General features: G+C 72.8%; 15 protein-coding genes. 3 read left to right on the top strand and 12 right to left on the bottom strand.

The annotated features are described in order from the left end of the window. Positions 1 to 439: 439 nt before the first annotated feature. The 10 genes from ACIRQY_RS12435 to ACIRQY_RS12390 all read right to left on the bottom strand — a co-directional run bounded on the left by ACIRQY_RS12435 (position 440) and on the right by ACIRQY_RS12390 (position 13,168). A complete protein-coding gene (locus ACIRQY_RS12435; RefSeq protein WP_403924398.1) occupies positions 440 to 2,989 on the bottom strand; it encodes a polynucleotide kinase-phosphatase in 2,550 nt (849 codons plus the stop codon). Then, complete coding sequence (locus ACIRQY_RS12430) at positions 2,986 to 4,458, bottom strand: 3' terminal RNA ribose 2'-O-methyltransferase Hen1 (protein WP_403924395.1); 1,473 nt, start codon at positions 4,456 to 4,458, stop codon at positions 2,986 to 2,988. The genes ACIRQY_RS12435 and ACIRQY_RS12430 overlap by 4 nt, the downstream gene beginning before the upstream one ends. A gap of 550 nt (positions 4,459 to 5,008) precedes the next feature. After that, entirely contained in the window at positions 5,009 to 5,920 is a 912-nt protein-coding gene (mmuM, locus tag ACIRQY_RS12425) for a homocysteine S-methyltransferase (protein ID WP_403924392.1), read from the bottom strand. A gap of 13 nt (positions 5,921 to 5,933) precedes the next feature. Beyond that, positions 5,934 to 6,857 (bottom strand): LLM class F420-dependent oxidoreductase, encoded by a 924-nt coding sequence (locus tag ACIRQY_RS12420; protein WP_403924389.1) that lies wholly within the window; start codon positions 6,855 to 6,857, stop codon positions 5,934 to 5,936. A gap of 348 nt (positions 6,858 to 7,205) precedes the next feature. Further along, positions 7,206 to 7,691: a DUF6099 family protein gene (locus ACIRQY_RS12415; RefSeq protein WP_351781615.1), complete on the bottom strand. Its 486-nt coding sequence runs from the start codon at positions 7,689 to 7,691 to the stop codon at positions 7,206 to 7,208. A 127-nt stretch (positions 7,692 to 7,818) separates the two neighbouring features. After that, the gene (locus ACIRQY_RS12410) at positions 7,819 to 8,244 is read right to left on the bottom strand and encodes a nucleotide pyrophosphohydrolase (RefSeq protein ID WP_403924386.1); all 426 of its coding nucleotides are present in this window, start codon (positions 8,242 to 8,244) and stop codon (positions 7,819 to 7,821) included. Between the two features lie 64 nt (positions 8,245 to 8,308). Beyond that, entirely contained in the window at positions 8,309 to 9,664 is a 1,356-nt protein-coding gene (locus ACIRQY_RS12405) for an ATP-binding protein (RefSeq protein WP_403924383.1), read from the bottom strand. A 55-nt stretch (positions 9,665 to 9,719) separates the two neighbouring features. Then, positions 9,720 to 10,157, bottom strand: coding sequence for a cell division protein SepF (locus tag ACIRQY_RS12400; RefSeq protein WP_351781370.1), 438 nt, complete (start codon positions 10,155 to 10,157; stop codon positions 9,720 to 9,722). A 603-nt stretch (positions 10,158 to 10,760) separates the two neighbouring features. Further along, positions 10,761 to 11,987 carry a PLP-dependent aminotransferase family protein gene (locus ACIRQY_RS12395; protein ID WP_403924380.1) on the bottom strand — a complete coding sequence of 409 codons (1,227 nt, stop codon included), beginning with the start codon at positions 11,985 to 11,987 and terminating at the stop codon, positions 10,761 to 10,763. A gap of 371 nt (positions 11,988 to 12,358) precedes the next feature. Continuing rightward, complete coding sequence (locus tag ACIRQY_RS12390; RefSeq protein WP_403924377.1) at positions 12,359 to 13,168, bottom strand: GntR family transcriptional regulator; 810 nt, start codon at positions 13,166 to 13,168, stop codon at positions 12,359 to 12,361. 266 nt (positions 13,169 to 13,434) lie between these two features. Between ACIRQY_RS12390 and ACIRQY_RS12385 the strand changes: the two genes are divergently transcribed. Beyond that, the gene (locus ACIRQY_RS12385) at positions 13,435 to 14,682 is read left to right on the top strand and encodes an SLC13 family permease (RefSeq protein ID WP_403924374.1); all 1,248 of its coding nucleotides are present in this window, start codon (positions 13,435 to 13,437) and stop codon (positions 14,680 to 14,682) included. A gap of 84 nt (positions 14,683 to 14,766) precedes the next feature. Here the strand turns inward: ACIRQY_RS12385 and ACIRQY_RS12380 are convergent, their stop codons facing one another. Together ACIRQY_RS12380 and ACIRQY_RS12375 are read right to left on the bottom strand one after the other, a co-directional pair. Then, positions 14,767 to 15,699 carry a M56 family metallopeptidase gene (locus ACIRQY_RS12380; RefSeq protein ID WP_351781362.1) on the bottom strand — a complete coding sequence of 311 codons (933 nt, stop codon included), beginning with the start codon at positions 15,697 to 15,699 and terminating at the stop codon, positions 14,767 to 14,769. Positions 15,700 to 15,704: 5 nt separating this feature from the next. Then, positions 15,705 to 16,109: a BlaI/MecI/CopY family transcriptional regulator gene (locus tag ACIRQY_RS12375; protein ID WP_351781361.1), complete on the bottom strand. Its 405-nt coding sequence runs from the start codon at positions 16,107 to 16,109 to the stop codon at positions 15,705 to 15,707. A 180-nt stretch (positions 16,110 to 16,289) separates the two neighbouring features. On the opposite strand from ACIRQY_RS12375, the gene ACIRQY_RS12370 reads away from it, so the two are divergent. Together ACIRQY_RS12370 and ACIRQY_RS12365 are read left to right on the top strand one after the other, a co-directional pair. After that, positions 16,290 to 16,781: a hypothetical protein gene (locus ACIRQY_RS12370; protein ID WP_351781359.1), complete on the top strand. Its 492-nt coding sequence runs from the start codon at positions 16,290 to 16,292 to the stop codon at positions 16,779 to 16,781. A 144-nt stretch (positions 16,782 to 16,925) separates the two neighbouring features. Further along, on the top strand, positions 16,926 to 18,356 hold the full coding sequence (locus tag ACIRQY_RS12365; RefSeq protein WP_403924370.1) for a flotillin family protein: 1,431 nt from the start codon (positions 16,926 to 16,928) through the stop codon (positions 18,354 to 18,356). Positions 18,357 to 18,899 lie beyond the last annotated feature (543 nt).

The following is an 18,899-nucleotide window of genomic DNA, read 5'->3' as shown; positions in this document are numbered from 1 at the left end:
GCTAGAGGTACGGGAGAAACGCGTCAACCGGCACGGGGGGCGCAGGGGAGCGCCACCCCCGACACCCCTGCGCCCCCGCGACGTGCCCGCGGAACGCCCACGAAAACCCCCCGGAGCCCGCGCATACCCCCACGGGACACCCTCACGGGACACCCCCACCGCACACCCCTCACCGGGCACCCCTCACCGGGCACCTCCACCGGGCACTCCACGAGGAACGGACGAATCGCCGCCTGTCCCCGTCCGGTCCCCGTGTCCGGTCTCGCTGTCCGGTCTGTCCGTCCGCCCGGCCCCGCCCGCCCGGCCTCGAACCACCCGCCTACGGCTTCACCCGGGGCACGAAAGCCGAGGCCCAGGTGCCGAGGCCCGAGAGCCCGGGCCCGAGAGCCTGAGCCCAAGAGCCCGGGCCCGAAGACCCGGGGTGGCTTCGCCCGGCCTCTCAGAGCCTCGGGTCCACCGGCTCCGACTCCAGGGCGAGGACCGCGAAGACGGTCTCGTGGACCCGCCAGAGCGGCTCCCCATCAGCGAGCCGGTCGAGCGCTTCGAGGCCGAGCGCGTACTCACGGAGCGCGAGCGAACGCTTGTGCCCGAGGAAACGCTGCCGCAGCCGCTCCAGGTTCTCCGGCCGCGTGTACTCGGGGCCGTAGATGATCCGCAGGTACTCCCGGCCGCGCACCTTCACGCCCGGCTGCGCGAGCCGCCCCTTCCGGTCGCGGACGAGTGCGGCCAGCGGCTTGACCACCATGCCCTCGCCGCCCGCACCGGTCAGCTCCAGCCACCAGTCCGTGCCCGCACGGACCGACTCCTCGTCGCCCGTGTCGACGACCAGCCTGCGGGTGACCTGGAGGAGACCCGTCGGGTCGTGCTCCACCAGCCGGTCGAGCCAGGAGAGCTGCTCGTCGTGCGGCACGGCCGCCAGCGAACGCCCGCGCGCCGCGAGCACCTGGAAGGGCGCGAACCGCACACCGTCCAGCTCCTCCGTCGGCCAGCAGTACCCCCGGTACGCCTCCGTGAACGCCGCCGCGTCCACCGCCCGCTCCCGCTGCCGCCCGAGCAGCCCCTCCACACCGTCGACCCCGCGCGCCACCGCACGTTCGAGCGCGGAGACCGCTTCGGGCAGGACCGCCCCCGAGGCCGCGCCGACCGCCGCGTACTGCGCGCGCAGCAGCCCCATCGACTTGAGCGACCACGGCATCAGCTCGCCGTCGAGCAGCAGCCAGTCCGTGTCCAGTTCTTCCCACAGCCCGGCGGCCCCGATCGCGGTCCGCAGCCGGTCGAGGACCTGCTCGGTGACCTCCCGGTCGTTGAAGAAGGGCCGTCCGGTACGCGTGTGGAGCGCGCCGGTCACCCCTTCCTCCTCGACGCCGAACCGCTCGCGGGCCGCCGCCGCGTCCCGGCAGACCAGGGCCACGGCCCGGGAGCCCATGTGCTTCTCCTCGCACACGACCCGCTCGACGCCGTCCGCCCGGTACTGGGCGAAGGCCTCGGCGGGGTGCTCCAGATAGCCGTCCTCCTTCGAGGTCGCGGTGGGCGCCATCGTCGGCGGCAGATGGGCGAGCAGCCGGGGATCGACCGCGAACCGGCTCATCACCTCCAGGGCCGCCGCCGCGTTCTCCTCCCGCACGGCGACGTTCCCGAGGTGCCGGGTCTCCACGGTCCGCCGCCCGTGCACGTCGGCCAGGTCGAGGGGACGCCCCTGGTGCCCGCCGGGCACCTCGGTGGTGAGCGGCCGCGCCGGCTCGTACCAGACCCGTTCGGCCGGTACGTCGACGAGTTCCCGCTCGGGCCAGCGCAGCGCGGTCATCTTCCCGCCGAAGACGACCCCGGTGTCGAGACAGAGGGTGTTGTTGATCCACGAGGTGTCGGGCACGGGCGTGTGCCCGTAGACGACGGCGGCCCGCCCCCGGTAATCCTCCGCCCACGGGTAGCGCACCGGCAGCCCGAACTCGTCGGTCTCGCCCGTGGTGTCCCCGTACAGCGCGTGCGCCCGCACCCGCCCGGACGTGCGGCCGTGGTACTTCTCCGGCAGCCCGGCGTGACAGACGACGAGGTCGCCGCCGTCGAGGACGTAGTGGCTGACGAGCCCCTCGATGAACCGTCCGACCTCGGCCCTGAACTCCTCGCTCTCCCGCCCCAGCTGCTCGATCGTCTCGGCGAGACCGTGGGTCTCCCGCACTTTTTTGCCCTTCAGCCAACGGCCGAGCTTGTTCTCGTGGTTCCCGGGGACGCACAGCGCGTCGCCCGAGGCGACCATCCCCATCACCCGGCGCAGCACCCCCGGCGAATCGGGCCCCCGGTCCACGAGGTCGCCGACGAAGACCGCCGTACGCCCCTCGGGGTGGCGGCCGTCGGCGTAGCCGAGCCGCACGAGCAGGGTCTCCAGCTCGGAACGGCAGCCGTGCACGTCACCGATCACGTCGAACGGCCCTGTCAGATGGCGCAGATCGTTGAACCGGCGCTCCATGACGACCTCGGCCGCCTCGACCTCCTCGACGGAACGCAGCACATGGACCTTCCGGAAGCCCTCCCGCTCCAGGCCGCGCAGCGAGCGGCGCAGCTCGCGCCGGTGCCGTCCGATGACGTGCGCGGGCATGCCCGCCCGGTCGGGACGGCCCTCGTTGCGCTCCCGGCACACCGCCTCGGGCAGATCGAGGACGATCGCGACGGGCAGCACGTCGTGCTCCCGGGCCAGCCGGACCAGCTGCCGCCGCGCCTCCTGCTGCACATTGGTCGCGTCGACGACCGTCAGTCGCCCCGCCGCGAGGCGCTTGCCCGCGATGTAGTGGAGGACGTCGAAGGCGTCCCCGCTCGCCGACTGGTCGTTCTCGTCGTCGGCGACGAGCCCCCGGCAGAAGTCGGAGGACATGATCTCGGTCGGCTTGAAGTGCCGCCGCGCGAAAGTGGACTTGCCGGAACCCGTGGCCCCGACGAGCACCACCAGGGACAGATCGGGGACGGGAAGCTCCCGGCGCTCTACGGGAACGGTCATGCCTGTCCCTCCTTCTCCACGGGCAGGTCGGCGGTACGGGTGAAGACGGCCATCTGGGTGGGCGGCCCGACCTCCGGGTCGTCCGGGCCGACGGGGGTGAACCCGACGCCGTACCCGTACCGCCCGGCGACCGTCTCCGCCCAGCTCCGGAACTCCTCGCGGGTCCACTCGAAACGGTGGTCGCCGTGCCGGACGTGCCCGGCGGGCAGTGACTCCCAGCGCACGTTGTACTCGACGTTCGGCGTCGTCACCACCACCGTGCGCGGCTTCGCCGCACCGAACACGGCGTACTCCAGGGCAGGCAGCCTCGGCAGGTCCAGGTGCTCGATCACCTCACTGAGCACGGCCGCGTCATAACCGCCGAGTCGTTTGTCGGTGTACGCGAGCGAACCCTGCATCAACTGCACACGGGCCGCCTGCCGCTCCCCCATCCGGTCGAGCCGCAGCCGCCGCGCGGCCACCGTCAGCGCGCGGACCGACACGTCGACGCCGACGACCTCCGTGAACCGGACGTCCTTGAGCAGCGCCTGCACCAACTGCCCCTGACCGCAGCCCAGATCAAGGACACGGGCCGCACCCGCCGACGTCAGCGCGGCGAGGATCGCAGCCCGCCGCCGCTCGGCCAGCGGCACCGGCCGCTCCTCGGTGTCCTCCGTCTCGTCGACGGCGTTGTCCACGTCGTCCACGTCCAGCCCCTCGGCCTCAGCGAGCCGCAGCAGCTCCAGCCGCTCCGTCGCCTCCCGCGCCAGACCCCGGCGCCGGGACAGGTACCGGGCGGTGATCAGCTCCCGCTCGGGATGCCCGGCGAGCCAGCCGTCACCGGCCCGCAGCAGCTTGTCGACCTCGTCGGGCGCGACCCAGTAGTGCTTGGCGTCGTCGAGCACCGGCAGCAGGACGTACAGATGGTTGAGGGCGTCCGCGAGCCGCAGCTCCCCCTCCAGGACCAGCCGCACGTACCGCGAGTCGCCCCACTCGGGGAACCGCCCGTCCAAGGCCAGCGGCTCGGCCTCCACCGTGTCCCAGCCCAACGGCCCGAACAACGCCCGCACCAGCCTGGGCCCGCCCCTCGCGGGCAGTACGGGCACCTCCACCCGCAGCGGCAAAGGCGCCGCCGCCCGCTCCGGCAGCGCCCCGCACACCCCGTGCAACGCCGTCTTGAAGACCTTCGCCAACGCCACCGCCAGCAACGAGGACGCCGCATAGGGCCGGTCGTTCACATACTGCGCCAGCGCGGAGTCGGGCGCGCCACCCCTGCCCTTGCCCTTCCCCCGGCGCACCAGCGCCACGGGGTCCACCTCCAGAAGGAGCGCCGCCGTACACCGCTCGACGCCCGCCTCCGGATAGAAGACGTGCGCCGTGCCGTGAGAAGTCGAGAACGCCTGCGCCCGCTCAGGATGCTTGTGCAGCAGAAAACCGAGATCGGTCGCAGGACTCTCCGGATTGCCGGTCGTACTGATCGTCAGGAACACCCTGTCGAGTATGTCGACCGCCACCTACGGCGACCAGGCATTTTCGGAGAGGCCGGAGAGGGAGGACCGGAGGAAGGGAGGGGCAGGAAGGAGGTGCGGGAGGAAGACGCCGACGGGAAGGGAGGGAGATACGGGAGACGGAAGGGCAGTGCGGGAGGGGAGGGCGGTGCGGGAGAGCGGAGAGCCGCTTGGCCTGCGGGCTCCACTCAGGGCTTGCCTCGGCGGCTTCCCCTCGGAGGCTTCCCTCCGGCGGCTTCCGCCCGGAAGCCTGTCCGGGCGGAAGCCTTCCGAGGCTCTTCTGTTCTTCCCTCGGGCGCTTCCCTCAGGAGACTCTCGCCTGAGGGCCCTACTTCCCTGGGGCCCTCTGGGGTCTTCCTCTGGCCACCCTCTGGGTCTTCCTCTGGGGTCTCCCCTTCGGGGGTGCGTCCCCTGAGGGCTCACTCTGGGGTGCTGTTTCCAGTGGGCCCCCGCAGAGGGGGAATGGGGGGATCCCCGCCCCCCCATCCCCCCGCCCCACCCTCCCTCCCTCCCTCCCCTCCCCCCTCTCCCCTCAGGCCCAATACGTCGACAAAGCCACATCGACGTCCCTGATCACGTTCGGGCCCACTCGGCAGCAGCCGCCGATCAGGCGGGCGCCCGCCGTGGCCCAGTCGATGGCGTGGGCCGGGTCGAAGGTGGGGCCGCCATGCCAGTCACGCGCGGCGGCGTCCCAGCGTTCCCCGCTGTTCGGGTAGACCACGCCCGGCCGCCCGGTCACGGCGACGGCAAGTGCCACGGCGTCCCTCGCCCCGGCCGGGTCGCAGCAGTTCACTCCGACTGCCACGACCTGTTCGTTCCCGGCGGCGACCGCGAAGGCCTCCGCGAGGTCCTGTCCGGCCCGGGTCCGGCCGCCATCCACCGTGTACGAGAGCCACACCGGCACCCCGCACCCCTCGGCGGCCCGCAGCAGGGCCTCGGCCTCCTCCATGTCCGGCACGGTCTCCAGCGCCAGCACGTCGGGCCCGGCCGCGACGAGCGCCTCGATCCGTGGGCGGTGGAACGCCTCCAGTTCCCGTACGGACAGCCCGTACCGTCCCCGGTACTCGCTACCGTCCGCGAGCATCGCGCCGTACGGTCCGACCGACGCGGCGACCCACACCTCCTCACCCGTTCGTTCACCGGCCGCCCTCGCCAGGTCCACGCTCCGGGCGAACAGCCGTGCCGCTTCCCTCCTGTCCGTGCCCCGCTCGGCAAAGCCTTCGAAGGTCGCCTGGTAGCCGGCGCTGATCAGCACCCGCGCTCCGCCCCGCACGTACGCCGTGTGGGCCGCCTCGATCTCCTCGGGACCGTCCGCGAGGAGCCGGGCGGACCAGAGCGCGTCCGAGAGGTCGCATCCCTGCGCCTCCAGTTGGTTGGAGAGTCCGCCGTCGAGGACGAGGACGCCCGTCCTGAGGGCTTCGGCCAGCGTGCGGGCCGGTTTCATCCGGTTGTCCCGCTCATCCCAGCTGCGACTGGACCTGGGAGGAGATCAGCTCCAGGTGTTCCAGGTCGTCCAGGTCGAGGATCTGGAGGTAGACCCGGGAGGAGCCGACATCCGCGTACCGCCCCAGTTTGTCGACGACTTCGGCGGGCGAGCCCGCGAGCCCGTTGGCCTTCAGTTCGTCCACCTCCCGCCCGATGGCTTCGGCACGCCGGGCCACTTCGGCGTCGTCCTTGCCGACACAGACGACCAGCGCGTTGGAGTACACGAGGTCACCGGGTGCACGTCCGGCGGTCTCGGCGGCGGCCCGGACCCGGCCGAACTGCCGCTCGGTGTCCTCCAGGGAGGCGAACGGAATGTTGAACTCGTCCGCGTACCGCGCAGCCAGACGCGGTGTGCGACTCGCTCCGTGTCCGCCGATGAGGACCGGGACACGGCCCTGCGCGGGCTTGGGCAGTGCGGGCGAATCGCTGAGCTGGTAGTACGTGCCGTCGTAGCTGAAGGTCTCGCCGACCTCGGTCTCCCACAGACCGGTGACGATCGCCAGCTGCTCCTCCAGCCGGGCGAACTTCTCCTTCGGGAACGGAATGCCGTAGGCCTTGTGTTCCTCCTCGAACCAGCCCGCGCCGAGTCCCAGTTCGACCCGGCCTCCGGACATCCGGTCCACCTGGGCGACCTGGATGGCGAGGACACCGGGCAGCCGGAACGTACCGGCCGTCATCAGTGTGCCGAGCCTGATCCGCCGGGTCTCCCGGGCGAGCCCGGCCAGGGTGATCCAGGCGTCCGTCGGTCCCGGAAGCCCGTCGGCGGAACCCATCCGGAGATAGTGGTCCGACCGGAAGAAGGCGTCGAATCCGAGTTCCTCGGTGGCGCGGGCCACCGCGAGGAGGGTGTCGTAGTCGGCCCCCTGCTGGGGCTCCGTGAAGATGCGAAGGTCCATGCCTCCATCCTGCACCGCCCGGTGCGTGTCAACCTCTCCGTCAGTCCGCTGGTGGCCCGGCCCGGTCGGGTGAACATCGCGCCCCGGGTGGGCTGCGTCCGCCCCGTTCAGTGACCGTGGCCCGGCGCCGGTCGCCAGCTCAGGCGGAGCCGGACCGCCCGGCCCGCGTGCCGACGGCCGATGCCGGTGTGCCGCTCTCCGCCTGGCCTCACCCGGTCGGACGCAGACCGCCGGTCCGCCACCGACCGCCAGGAGGCGGAACACCGCACTACGGAGCTTCGCCCGGAGGAGCGCGGTCCGAAAGGGGACCGGTCCGCAGGAGGCGCCGGTCACCACACACCGGTCCCCTCATGACGGCCCCCGCCCGGGGCCCGCCCGGCCGCGCACCGGGTCGGGAGGGCGGGCCCGCTCCCCGTCGCGCACCGCGAGGCGGTGCAGCATTCCCCGTACCCGGTCGCTCGACTCGTCCGCCGCGTCGATGGCCTCGATGCACGCCCAGTAGAGCCCTTCCTCATCGGTGGCACACGCCACCCCGACGAGGGCGATCCCCACCTCTCCGAGCAGTGCCCCCAGTGCGGTCAACGCCCCCTGGGGGTCGGCCACTTCCGTGAGCCGGGCCGCCCTCGGTCCGCCGGGTCCCCAGGCCGGGGAGTCGCCGGTCTCGCTCAGTCCCCGCGCCTCGCCCCGCAGTTCCTGCGGTCCGCAGAGCGCGAGCCGGTTCCCTATGGCCTGGGCGAGGGCCTGGGCCTGCCAGGCTTCCGCCACGATGTCCTGTGCCGTGCCGCTCTCCGCCAACGCCTGTCGGCCGAGCCCGATGAGCCGTTCCGCCTCCATCAACACCGCCCCCGTTCGAACGACCTGTCCACTCATTCATTCCATTACCCAGAGTGAGGCAGCCTGAGCCCCAACGGCAGGGGAATTCGGAAATCTGTGGACAGGCGGCCCGACGGGGACAAGTCGATCACTCCGAAGAGTGACGATCTCCATCCGGAGCCGTCCTGGAGGTCTCTTCCGCGACGGCTCCCGGGGGCGTCGCCGGGGCCTTCTCCGTCTCTTCGCCGCTCTTCCGCACCGGAAAGCGGACTTCGTTCCGGTCGATCTTGGCCGCGAGTGCCTCCAGCGGATCGACCCCGAGCACCGCGCAGAACTGGAGGAGGTAGGCGAGCACGTCCGCCACCTCGTCCGCCACCCGGTGCGCGGAATCGGGTTCCTCCATCACCCGTCCGGCCTGCTCGGGCGTCAACCACTGGAAGATCTCCAGGAGTTCGGACGCCTCCACGCTGAGGGCCACGGCCAGGTTCTTGGGTGTGTGGAAGGGCTGCCAGTCGCGGGCGGCCGCGAATGCGGCCAGCCTGCGCTGGAGTCCCGCTACGTCGTTGTCCGTCATCCGCCCAGGTCTACCACCCTTCTCCTCCCCCACTCGTCACGGGCCGGGCGGGCAGGAGCGCCCCTCATGGCTCCAGGTCCACCACGGTCACCCCCGGCATCGCGCGTGCCGTCGCCCCCGTCCGCGCTCCGGCCGTGCCCGCGAGCCGGATGTGTCCGTCGGCGGCGATGTCCACGGCCAGGTCGAGCAGTCCGCGCGCCTGGCGCTCGTCGAGCCCCCGGTCCAGGCCGTCCGCGAGCAGTGTCAGGGACTGCATGGCGTCGGGGACCTCCGCGATCCGGTCCATCGCGAGGACCCCGGGGCCGGTGAGCAGTGTCAGCGCGAGTGCCAGGTAGCGCAGTTCGCCGTCGCCGAGGCGGCTGAGCGGGGTGACGGGACGACCGCCCCGTTCGAGGACCGCACGGACGGTGCCCTCGGGCAGTTCCTGGACGGCGACGCCCGTGACGGCGCCGACGCAGCCCGCCCCCGCCACGGCGGCGAAGCGCTGGTGGCGGCGCGGGCAGTCGTTGTGGGTGCGGTGCAGGACCTCGGCGAGATTGTCGCAGCCGCGCCGCAGGCGTCCCTCGCCCAAGGGTACGGGCGCCCGCATCCCCTCCGGCCGGGGGTCGCAGGAGAAGGCCGACCGGAGGCCGATGACGACCTGTTCGGCGGCGGCGAGGACTTCCAGCTGTCCCTTGGTCTTGCCCGCGACCCTCAACGGCAACAGGGCCGTGCCGAGGAGGTCGTCGGGGAGCGGGGCGCGGGTGACGGGGGTGGTGCCCGCGGTGTGCCATTCGGCCTGGACGCTGGAGCGGCCGGGATCGCGCAGTGCGGTGGAGAGCAGCGTGCGGCCGCGGCCGGTGAGCCGTTCGCCGACGATGCGGAGCTCGGGTTCGGCCTGGACCGCGAGGTCGAGGTGGACAGGGCCCTCGGGCCCGTCGACGGTACATCCGATGCGGAAGCCGCGCCTGCCCTGGGCGTCGGGCCTGGCGCGCTCGGGGACGAGGTCGGCGGCGTCGGGGAAGACCTCTTCGAGCGGGTCGCCCGCGCCGAGCCGGGCGAGCGCCTCGTACGCCCTCAGGGTGGTGGACTTGCCGCTGCCGCTGGGTCCGGCGAAGAGCGTGACGGGCCCCAGGGGGAGGACGGCGGAACGGTGGCCCGCGAAGGCGGACAGGCGCAGCTCGGTGACGGCGGGCCGGGCGTGGAGCTGCCCGCCGCTCCCGCCCCGCCGCCCTGGTGAGGCGGAGGCGGCGGCGACAGGAGCGGCGGGGGCCGGGACGCGTGGAACCGGACCGGCCTGGGCCGGGACCGGTGCGTCGGCGGCCGGGCCGGTGGCGGCCGATGCCGGAGGGGCGACGGCTGCGGCAGGGCCGGGGGCGGAGGCGGCGGGGAAAGGGGCGTCTGGGGTGCGGGCGAGCGCGGGGCGGCCGGTGAGATCCATGCCCGGACCGTACGCAGTCCATTCCCTGACGAACCGTTACGTCTAGATGACCTTCCTACCTTCGGGGGACTCCGGCGGTCCTGCCGCTCATGACGTCCTCCTCGTCCTCTCCTTCGCCTTCGGCGCCCTCGACCTCGGTGCCGGCGGGGGCGAGGAGGAAGACGTTCCGGTCGACGCGGTGCATTCCGCTGCCGAGTCCGAAGACGACGCCGCTGCTGAAGTCGAGGATGCGCTTGGCGACCTCGGTGTCGGCGCTGGTGAGATCGAGGAGCACCGGGATCTGTGCGGTGAGGTACTCGGCGACCTCGCGGGCGTCGGCGAACACCTGCACGCGGAGCACGACCATGCGGCGCTGTTCGGCGGATTCGTACTGCTCGGGCATCGTGCGGTGGTCGACCCTGGACGGCCATTCGTCGCGACCGCGCAGGGGCACGACCTGGGCGAGGCCCTCCCACTGCTCGTCGGTGACGTCGTACCTCTCGTACCTACTCATGGGCCCATCCTCCCGCTCCTCACCCGTTCGGCCCAACAACGACACGAGGTGATGACGTGAGAGGAGACCGTGCTGGGGTCGGAGGGCCGGTCGGCCCGGGTGCGGGCGCCTCCTCGCCCGCACGCGCGGAGGACGGGTGGAGCCGGGTCCGGATCACGGTGCTCCACGGCTGGGCCGTCACTTCTCGGTGCGGGTCGGCACCGGGCCGAGGAGTGCAAGTCCCTTGATGACGGCGCGTGGAACTCCCGGGGTGCCGGTCGTTCCGGCGGCGCACCCGTCGAAGACGCCGAACGGCCCGAGGCCGCGCACCTGGACGTCGCTGTCCTCGGGACCACGATCCTGGTGCCGCCCCGGAGGGCGACGGCACGGGTCTCGGTGTCCTGATGGCCGGAGCGTGCTTCTGTCAGGTCCGGTCTGCCGCCGCCGCCTCATGGGCCAGAGGGTCGTCCTGGGCGGTACGACCCGCGCTCCTCCGCGCCGGAAGCCGCCGAACGTCCCGGTGGGGAAGCCCCGCGAGGTCGGGGCGGAGGATGTCCAGGTCGTACCGGGTCATGCTGTTCGGCTCTCCACGGGCCTCGCGTGGAGGGGTGCGGTGGATGGGCCCTACGTGAAGCTCTTCGCCAGTCTCCGGAGCCCTTCCCTGATCTCGTCCGGCGAGTGCGTGGTGAACGAGAGGCGCATCGCGCCCGGGTCCGGCTCGCCGCAGAAGAACGGCGCACCGGGCACGTACGCCACCTCGTGGCCGATCGCGGTGGTGAGCAGCGCCGTCGCGTCGTGCCCCTCGGGCAGGGTCGCCCAGATGAACATGCCGCCCTCCGGCCTGTTCCACCCGCTGCCCTCGGGCAGGGCTCCCGGCAGTCCTTCGAGCATCGCGTCCCGGCGCTCCCGGTAGGCGGCCCGGATCACCTCGACGTGCGCGTCGAGGTCGCTGTCCCGCAGGTAGCGCGCGGCGGCCGCCTGGTCGACGGTGGAGGTGTGCAGGTCGGCGGCCTGCTTGGTGATCACGCAGGCGCGCCGTAGTCCGGCGGGCGCGCGCAGGTAGCCGAGCCGCAGACCCGGGGCCATCACCTTGGAGAAGGAGCCGAGCAGCACGGTGCGGTCGGCGGCGGCGGGGTCGGCGGCGACGAAGGGGACGTGCTCGCCCTCGTAGCGCAGTTCGCCGTACGGGTCGTCCTCGACGATCCAGAAGCCGTACCGGGCGGCGGCCTCGGCGACGGCGTGGCGGCGCTCGGCGGGCAGGGTGCGGCCCGTCGGGTTCTGGAAGGTGGGGACGAGGTAGAGGAGGGTGGGCTTCTCGCGGGCGGCGATCTCCTCCAGGGCGGCCGGGACGATGCCCTGGTCGTCGGTGGGCACGGGGACGACCCGGGCACCGGCGAAGCCGAAGGTCTGCAGGGCGGCGAGGTAGCAGGGGTCTTCGACGAGGACGACGGAGCCGGGCTCGACGAGCGCGGTGGTGAGGAGGGTGAGGGCCTGCTGCGAGCCGGTGGTGACGAGCAGGTCGTCGGGCCCGGTGGGCAGTTCGCGGGCGGTGAGCCGGTCGGCGACGGTCGCGCGCAGTTCCGGGTCGCCCTCGGTCGTGGAGTACTGGAGCGCGTACTCCGGGTTGTCCGTCAGAACCCGGTCGTAGGCCGCCCGGATGCCCTCGACGTCGAACAGTTCCGGCGCCGGGAGGCCGCCCGCGAAGGAGATCACCTCGGGCCGTGCGGTGAGCGCCAGGATCTCCCGTACCGGCGACGAGCCGACGTCGGCCAGCCGGGCGGCGGTGGCCGGGACGGGCGCGACGGGGAAGGGAGGGGTGGCGTTCACGGGCGCGGAGGCGGCAGAAAGCATGGTGTCAGCATATAGAGCTTCAAGATGCTGTCCAGATGGTGGGATTCCCGCCCGCCCCGGGCGAGTTGGGGATTCCGGAGCGTGCGGGAGGAGCGGGTTCCCCGGGCGCTCCGGGGCGCTCCCGGGGGTGCCCCTGGGGTGCCCGCCGGATGTTTCCGGGGCGTCTCCGGACTCCTGGGATCCGGGTCGCTTCCGGGTTCGCGTCGGAGGCGCGTCCGGGGACCGTCCGGGTTCGCCTCCGGGGCACGTCCGGGTTCATGTCCGGGTTCATGTCCGGGTCTCTTTCGGGTCCCCGAGGTGTTTCCGGGGCCCGACGTCGTCGCGGGGTCCGGGACGTCTCGGGGTTCCCTGGGTGTTTGCCCGCCGCTCCGTCAGCCGGGGCGCCCGGCCGGTTCCAGACCCCGGGCGGCGGCCCGGCCGGGTGCGCTCGCGGCGGGACGGCCCGGTCCGTCCGTGAGGGCGTGATCCGGTTCACGCGCGGCGGCTCGACCCGGTTCGCGTGCGACGGCCGGTTCGTCGTGGGCGACGGCCCACAGGGAACGGACGTGACCGAGGTGGCGCGTCATGCACGCCTGGGCGCCCGCCACGTCCCCGGCGATCATCAGGTCGAGGAGTTCGAGGTGCTCCTCGGCGGAGGAGACGAGCCTGCCCGCCTCGTCGAGCCCGTTCAGACCGTAGAGACGGGAGCGCTTGCGCAGGTCGCCCACGGTCTCGACCAGGCGGCTGTTGCCGGAGAGGGCGAGGACCGCCAGATGGAAGCGGCGGTCCGCCTCCAGATAGCCGATGAGGTCGTGCTGCCGGGCGCGGGCGACGATCTCCTCGGCGACCGGCCGCAGCGCCTCCAACTGCTCCCGGTCGGCCGTCCGCGTGACGCGCCCGACGGTGGGGACCTCGATGAGGGTGCGCAGTTCGGTGTACTGGTCGAGGTCCCGTTCGCTGACCTCGGTGATGCGGAAGCCCTTGTTGCGGACGGGTTCGACGAGCCCTTCCCGCGCCAGGTCGAGCATGGCCTCGCGGACCGGGGTGGCGGAGACGCCGAGGTCGCCCGCGAGTCCGGGTGCGGAGTAGATCTGACCGGGGCGCAGTTCACCCGCGATGAGCGCGGCACGGAGGGCGTGGCCGACCTGGTCGCGGAGCCGTTCCTGCGCCCTGACCAGGCCGTACTGTCTCAGGTCACCCATCGTGCGCCCTCCGGGAAGTTACCGAGGTCGCATTGTACAATGTCACGTTGCAGAAGTCGGGGGTACGGACACCTTCCGACCGCCTGGCCGACCACTTCCCCGTAACCGTCGGACCGGCCGCTTCCCCGTACCGGATTCCCCGAATCCGCCGCCGGGCGGACCTCCGCCGTGGATCGCCCCGTAGCCGAACGCCCTCCGGCCGGGCCGCGCACCCCTGGCCGTACCCGCCGACCCGCCGACTTCGGGCACCCCGGATGATCGGGCACATGCTCGTCACGTCCGTGTCCGCACTCGCCCTCGCCGTGGTGCTGGTCTGCGCCGTCGTCCGTCCGTTCCGGCTGCCCGAGGCGGTCTTCGCCGTACCCGCCGCGGGCGCCGTCCTCGCCGTGGGCGCGATCACTCCAGAGGTGGCGCTCCAGGAGGCGGAACGCCTCGGTCCGGTCATCGGTTTCCTGGCCGCCATCCTCGTTCTCGCCAAGCTCTGCGACGACGAAGGGCTCTTCCGGGCGTGCGGCACCTGGACGGCCCGCTGGGCCGACCGTCGCCCGCGGCGGCTGCTCGGCGCCGTGTTCGCCCTGGCCTCGCTGATCACCGCCGTCCTCAGTCTGGACGCGACGGTCGTCCTGCTCACTCCGGTGGTGTTCGTGACCGCCGCGAGGATGGGAGCCCGTCCCGCACCGCACGCCTACGCGAGCGCCCACCTCTCGAACACCGCCTCACTGCTGCTGCCCGTGTCCAACCTGACGAACCTGCTCGCGTTCACGGCCAGCGGCCTCGGCTTCACCCGGTTCGCGCTGCTGATGCTGCTCCCCTGGCTGACCGCGATCGCGATCGAGTACGTGGTCTTCCGGCGTTTCTTCGCGCGCGATCTGGCCGCTCCCGCGACTCCGGTCGAACTTCCGCCGCCCGCCCCCGTTCCCCTGTTCGCCCTGCTGACCGTGGCCGCGACCCTGGTCGGCTTCGCCGTCGCGTCGGCGACCGGGATCGACCCCGCGTGGGCAGCGGCGGCGGGCGCCGCCGTCCTGGCCGTACGGGCCCTGGCGCGGCGGCACACGACCCCGCGCGCGCTGGCGCGTTCGGCCGCGCTGCCGTTCCTGGCGTTCGTCCTGGCCCTCGGCGTCGTCGTACGGGCCGTCGTCGACAACGGCCTCGGGGCTCTCCTCGACCACGTCCTGCCGGACGGCACCTCCCTTCCGGCGCTGCTCGGGATCGCCGTGGTCGCCGCCGTGCTCGCCAATCTCATCAACAACCTGCCCGCGACCCTCGCCCTGGTCCCGCTGGTGGCGGCCTCGGGCCCGGGGGCGGTGCTCGCGGTCCTGCTCGGGGTGAACATCGGGCCGAACCTCACGTACGCCGGGTCCCTCGCGACGCTCCTCTGGCGCCGGATCGCCCGGGAGCACGAGCATCCGGTGAGCCTCGGGGAGTTCACCAGGCTGGGCCTCCTGACGGTTCCGGCCGCCCTCGCGGCCTCGACGGTGGCCCTGTGGGCCTCGCTCCGACTCGCGGGCCTCTGACGGACCCACCCCCGCACGAATTCGACCTGTAGTGAGGACGAATCGGGTCGGGGGCGGGCCCCGCACCGCCTCTCGCGCGGCGGCTCACACCGGCGCGGCGACCTCGCGCAGGACGAGGAACAGCGCGACCGCCGAGTTGGCGGACGACAGGGCCGACACGGTCGCGCCGAACGCGGCGCACCAGGCGGCGAGGCCGACGGCCGTCCAGGCGGGCGGCCAGGCGTGACCGGCCGGGGCCGGGCGCATCAGGGCCGCGACCCTGCGGGGTACGGGCCCGGCGCCCGCGAGCGCGGGCAGCGTGGCCGCGGGAGCCCGGGGTGCCAGCAGCGCCGCCTTCCCGATGGCGCGGGCGACCACGCGACGGCTGCCGACCTCGGCGGCGGCCTCCTCGTCGGCCCAGCGTTCGGCGGTGTACGACACGGCGGTACGCAGCGGCCGGAGGAACGGGTTCGCCCGCGCCGCCAGGTGGACCGTCAGGAGGTGACGGTGGTGCCGCCCGGCCAGATGGGCGCGCTCATGGGCGAAGAGGGCGCGGCGCTCGGCCGAGGTCAGCCCGGCGAGCATGCCGGTGCTGACGACGACCCGGCCCCGCCCGCCGGGCAGCGCGTACGCGTAGGGGGTACGGTCCGGCAGCACCGCGACGGACGTCGGCGGCAGCCCGGCGAGTGCGCCAGTGGCCCGGCGGCGCACCCTGAGCTGGCGCCAGGCGGCCACACCGCAGGAGGCGAGGACGGCGAGGAGCGCGGGGATGGCGGCACGCCCCGCGATCTCGTCGTAGGGGACGGCGGCGCGCACATCGGGGTCGGACCAGCTGTCGGGGAGGGGGTTGCCCGGCAGCTGGGCGGTGCCGACGATCATGAGCAGGCCGAGGCAGAGCGTGCTGCACACGGCGCAGACCCCGGCGACGGCGGAGAGCAGCCGGGTGGCGGTACGCGGATGGAGCCGCTGTGCGGCGAGGCGGGCGACCGGCCACGCGGTGAGCGGAAGGACCAGGGGAAGGAAGACGAAGACTCCCATGACGGTCAGCCTTCCTCCTCCTCGGCGTTCTGGGCGAGGAGTTCACGAAGGAGTCGCTCTTCGTTCGGCGGGAGTGCGGTCACGAAACTGGCCAGGACCGCCTGCCGGTCGGCCTCCGCGTCCAGGACCTTCCGCATCCGCAGGGCGGCCAGCCCCGCCTCGTCGGCGACGGCCGTCCACCGGAAGGATCGTCCGGCGCGCTCGCGTTCGACGGCACCCTTCGCCCGGAGACGCGTGAGGATGGTGATGACAGTGGTGTACGCGAGACCACCGCCGAGCCGTTCCCGCACCCAGGCCACCGGGACGGGCTCCGAGGCCTCGCGCAGCACGGCGAGCACCTGGATCTCCAGTTCGCCCTGGCCGCGTCTGCGGGCGGGGAACTCGGCCCCGTCCTCGCTCAGGTCCGTCATGTGGCCCCTCCTCCGCTTCGGATCAGCGACTCATCGTACTGAACGGCTGCCGATCCCCTAGGGGAGTCAATGGGTGGTAACACCCATATCCCCCAGGACTTCCACGTGGAACAATTTGGAATAGGAAAGGGATCAAGGGGACCGAGAGGGCACGAGAAAGAACGAGGGGGACCGGTTCGCATGGGATGGTTTCTGGGATTCGGCATCGCGGGACTGGTCGTCCTGGCGCTCGCGCTCGTCTTCGACGGGCTCCTGGAAAGCATAGGCGGCCTCGACGGATTCCTCTCACTCCCGGTGATCGCCGGCTTCGTCTCGGCCCTCGGTTTCACCGGCGCCGTCGTGAGGGGCGCGGCTGGCGCCGGGCCGCTCGTCGCGACCCTCGCCGGGGTCGTCGCGGGTGTCGTCGTGGGCTGGTCGACCTGGTGGTTCAGCCGCGCTCTGATACGGAGCGGGGAGGTCCCGGCGCCCCGGGGAGAAGACCTGGCGGGTACGTCGGGGGCGGTCGTCACCGCGATTCCCGTCGACGGGTACGGCGAGGTGCTGCTGTATCTCGCGGGCCAGCCGGTGAAGTACGCGGCGAAGTCGGCCGGGCCGGTCGCGCGGGGCGCCGAGGTCTGGGTGGATTCCGTTCTGTCGCCGACGTCGGTCACCGTCCGTCCGGTGGACCGCTGACGGCACCGCCGTTCCGGGGCGTCTCTTCCTGGCGCGCCCATCCGGTAGCGGTTGCCGCGTGGAATTCGGTTCCCCGTCCTCTCGCCCACCCCCTTCCCCGTTCACGCCTTTTCTTCCGTTCATTTCCTTCAAGGGGATTTCTTCATGAGCCCTGTCCTCACCGCCGTGGTGGGAATCGTCGTCCTCGTCGTGCTGCTCGGCCTCGTCGTCGTCACGCGCTACAAGGTCGCCGGTCCCAGCGAGGCGTTCATCATCACCGGCCGACGAGGGAAGAAGGCCACCGATCCGGCCACCGGCCGGGTGTTCACCGACAACAGCGGCCAGAAGGTCGTGGTGGGTGGCGGCGTGTTCGTCGTCCCGTTCGTCCAGCAGAAGTTCACCCTCGACCTGTCGAGCCGTCACATCCCGGTGGCGGTGCGCGGCGCGGTGACCCTGCGCGGGGTGAAGGCGAATCTGGAGGGGGTCGCGATCGTCAAGGTCGGCGGCACCGAGGACTCGATACGGGCGGCGGCGCAGCGCTTCCTGATGCAGCAGAACGGCATCGTGGGGTTCACCCAGGAGGTGCTGTCCGGCGCGCTGCGTTCCATCGTGGGCCGTATGTCGGTCGAGGACATCATCCGGGACCGTGCCGCCTTCGCCGGGCAGGTCGCCGAGGAGGCGGAGGCCAGCCTGTCCGGGCAGGGCCTGGTCCTGGACGCCTTCCAGATCCAGGACATCACCACCGAGGGTTCCTACCTGGAGGACCTGGGCCGTCCCGAGGCCGCCCGCGCCAAGCAGGAGGCGGACATCGCCGAGGCCGTCGCCCGGCGCGCCGCCGAGCAGGCGCGGCTGAAGGCGGAGGAGGAGATCGCCATCGCGCAGCGGACGCTGTACCTGAAGCAGGCGGAGATCAAGGCCCAGACCGATGAGGCGGCCGCCCAGGCGAACGCGGCGGGACCGCTGGCCGAGGCCGCCCGGCAGCAGGACATCCTGACCGAGCAGGAGAAGGTCGCCGCACGGCAGGCCGAGCTCACCGACCGGCAGCTCGACACCCAGGTCCGCAAGCCGGCCGACGCGGCCCGCTACCAGGCCGAGCAGGAGGCGGAGGCCCGCCGGATCGCTCTGGTGAAGGAGGCGGAGGCGGACGCGCAGCGGGCCAGGCTCACCGGTGAGGGCGAGAAGGCCCACCGCGCGGCCCTCGCCGACGCCGTACGGATCGAGGGTGAGGCCCAGGCCGCGGCGATCGCCGCGAAGGGCACGGCCGAGGCCGAGGCGATGCGGAAGAAGGCCGACGCCTTCGACGGGTACGGCGACGCGGCCGTGCTGCAGATGCTGGTCGAGGTGCTGCCGCAGGTGGTGGCGAAGGCGTCCGAGCCGCTGTCCGCGGTGGACAAGTTGACGGTCATCTCCACCGACGGGGCGAGCCGACTGTCCCGTACGGTCACCGACAACGTCGCCCAGGGTATGGAACTGCTGTCCTCCACCACCGGAGTGGACCTCGCGGCGCTCCTCCAGGGCATGACCCGGAAGGACGGCGGGCGTGAACCGGCGAAGGGGGAACCGGTCAAGCAGGAGACGATTGAGATAGCGGGCTGAGGCGCACGGCCCCGCTCACCGGCGGCACGTCCGGACAGCTCGCTCCGGGAGCGTTCGGCGACACGAATGCGTCGGTCCTTGTTCGTCGACGCGCCTCCGTGGGCTGTGTCCGCCCTCCCGCGTTCGTCGCCCGCTGTTCACCGACGCACGCTCTCGGGGCCGGTCACCGGCACCGTTCCCCGGCCCCGGCCCCGGCCCTGGCCCCGGCACCCGCACCCGCACCCGACGGCCCCTCTCCGGCAACCGTGTCGACCCGCTCGGTCCAATGGCACCCGCTCGCCGTCCTTACCGTTCGGCCGTGGACGGTTCTGCCGGGGACGGGTCGACCGGGGCGGGTCGGCGGGGGCGGACAGTCAGGGGCGGGTGGCGCGGGACGGGTCGGCAGGGGCGGACAGGTTGGGGCGGTTCGCCTCACCCGGTTCACCCGGCCGCGCTCGGCTGGACCGACGCGCCTGGTCCGTCCGGACCCGTTCGACCGGACCCGTCGACCCGACCGGTCCATCCCGACCGGTCCTTCCCGCCCGGTTCGACCGGACTGGTTCG

The sequence above is a fragment of the Streptomyces sp. NPDC101490 genome (assembly GCF_044767145.1).
Taxonomy (GTDB): Bacteria; Actinomycetota; Actinomycetes; order Streptomycetales; family Streptomycetaceae; genus Streptomyces.
Note: the sequence above shows the minus strand (reverse complement) of the source record. Positions and strands in the feature narration are given on the sequence as shown.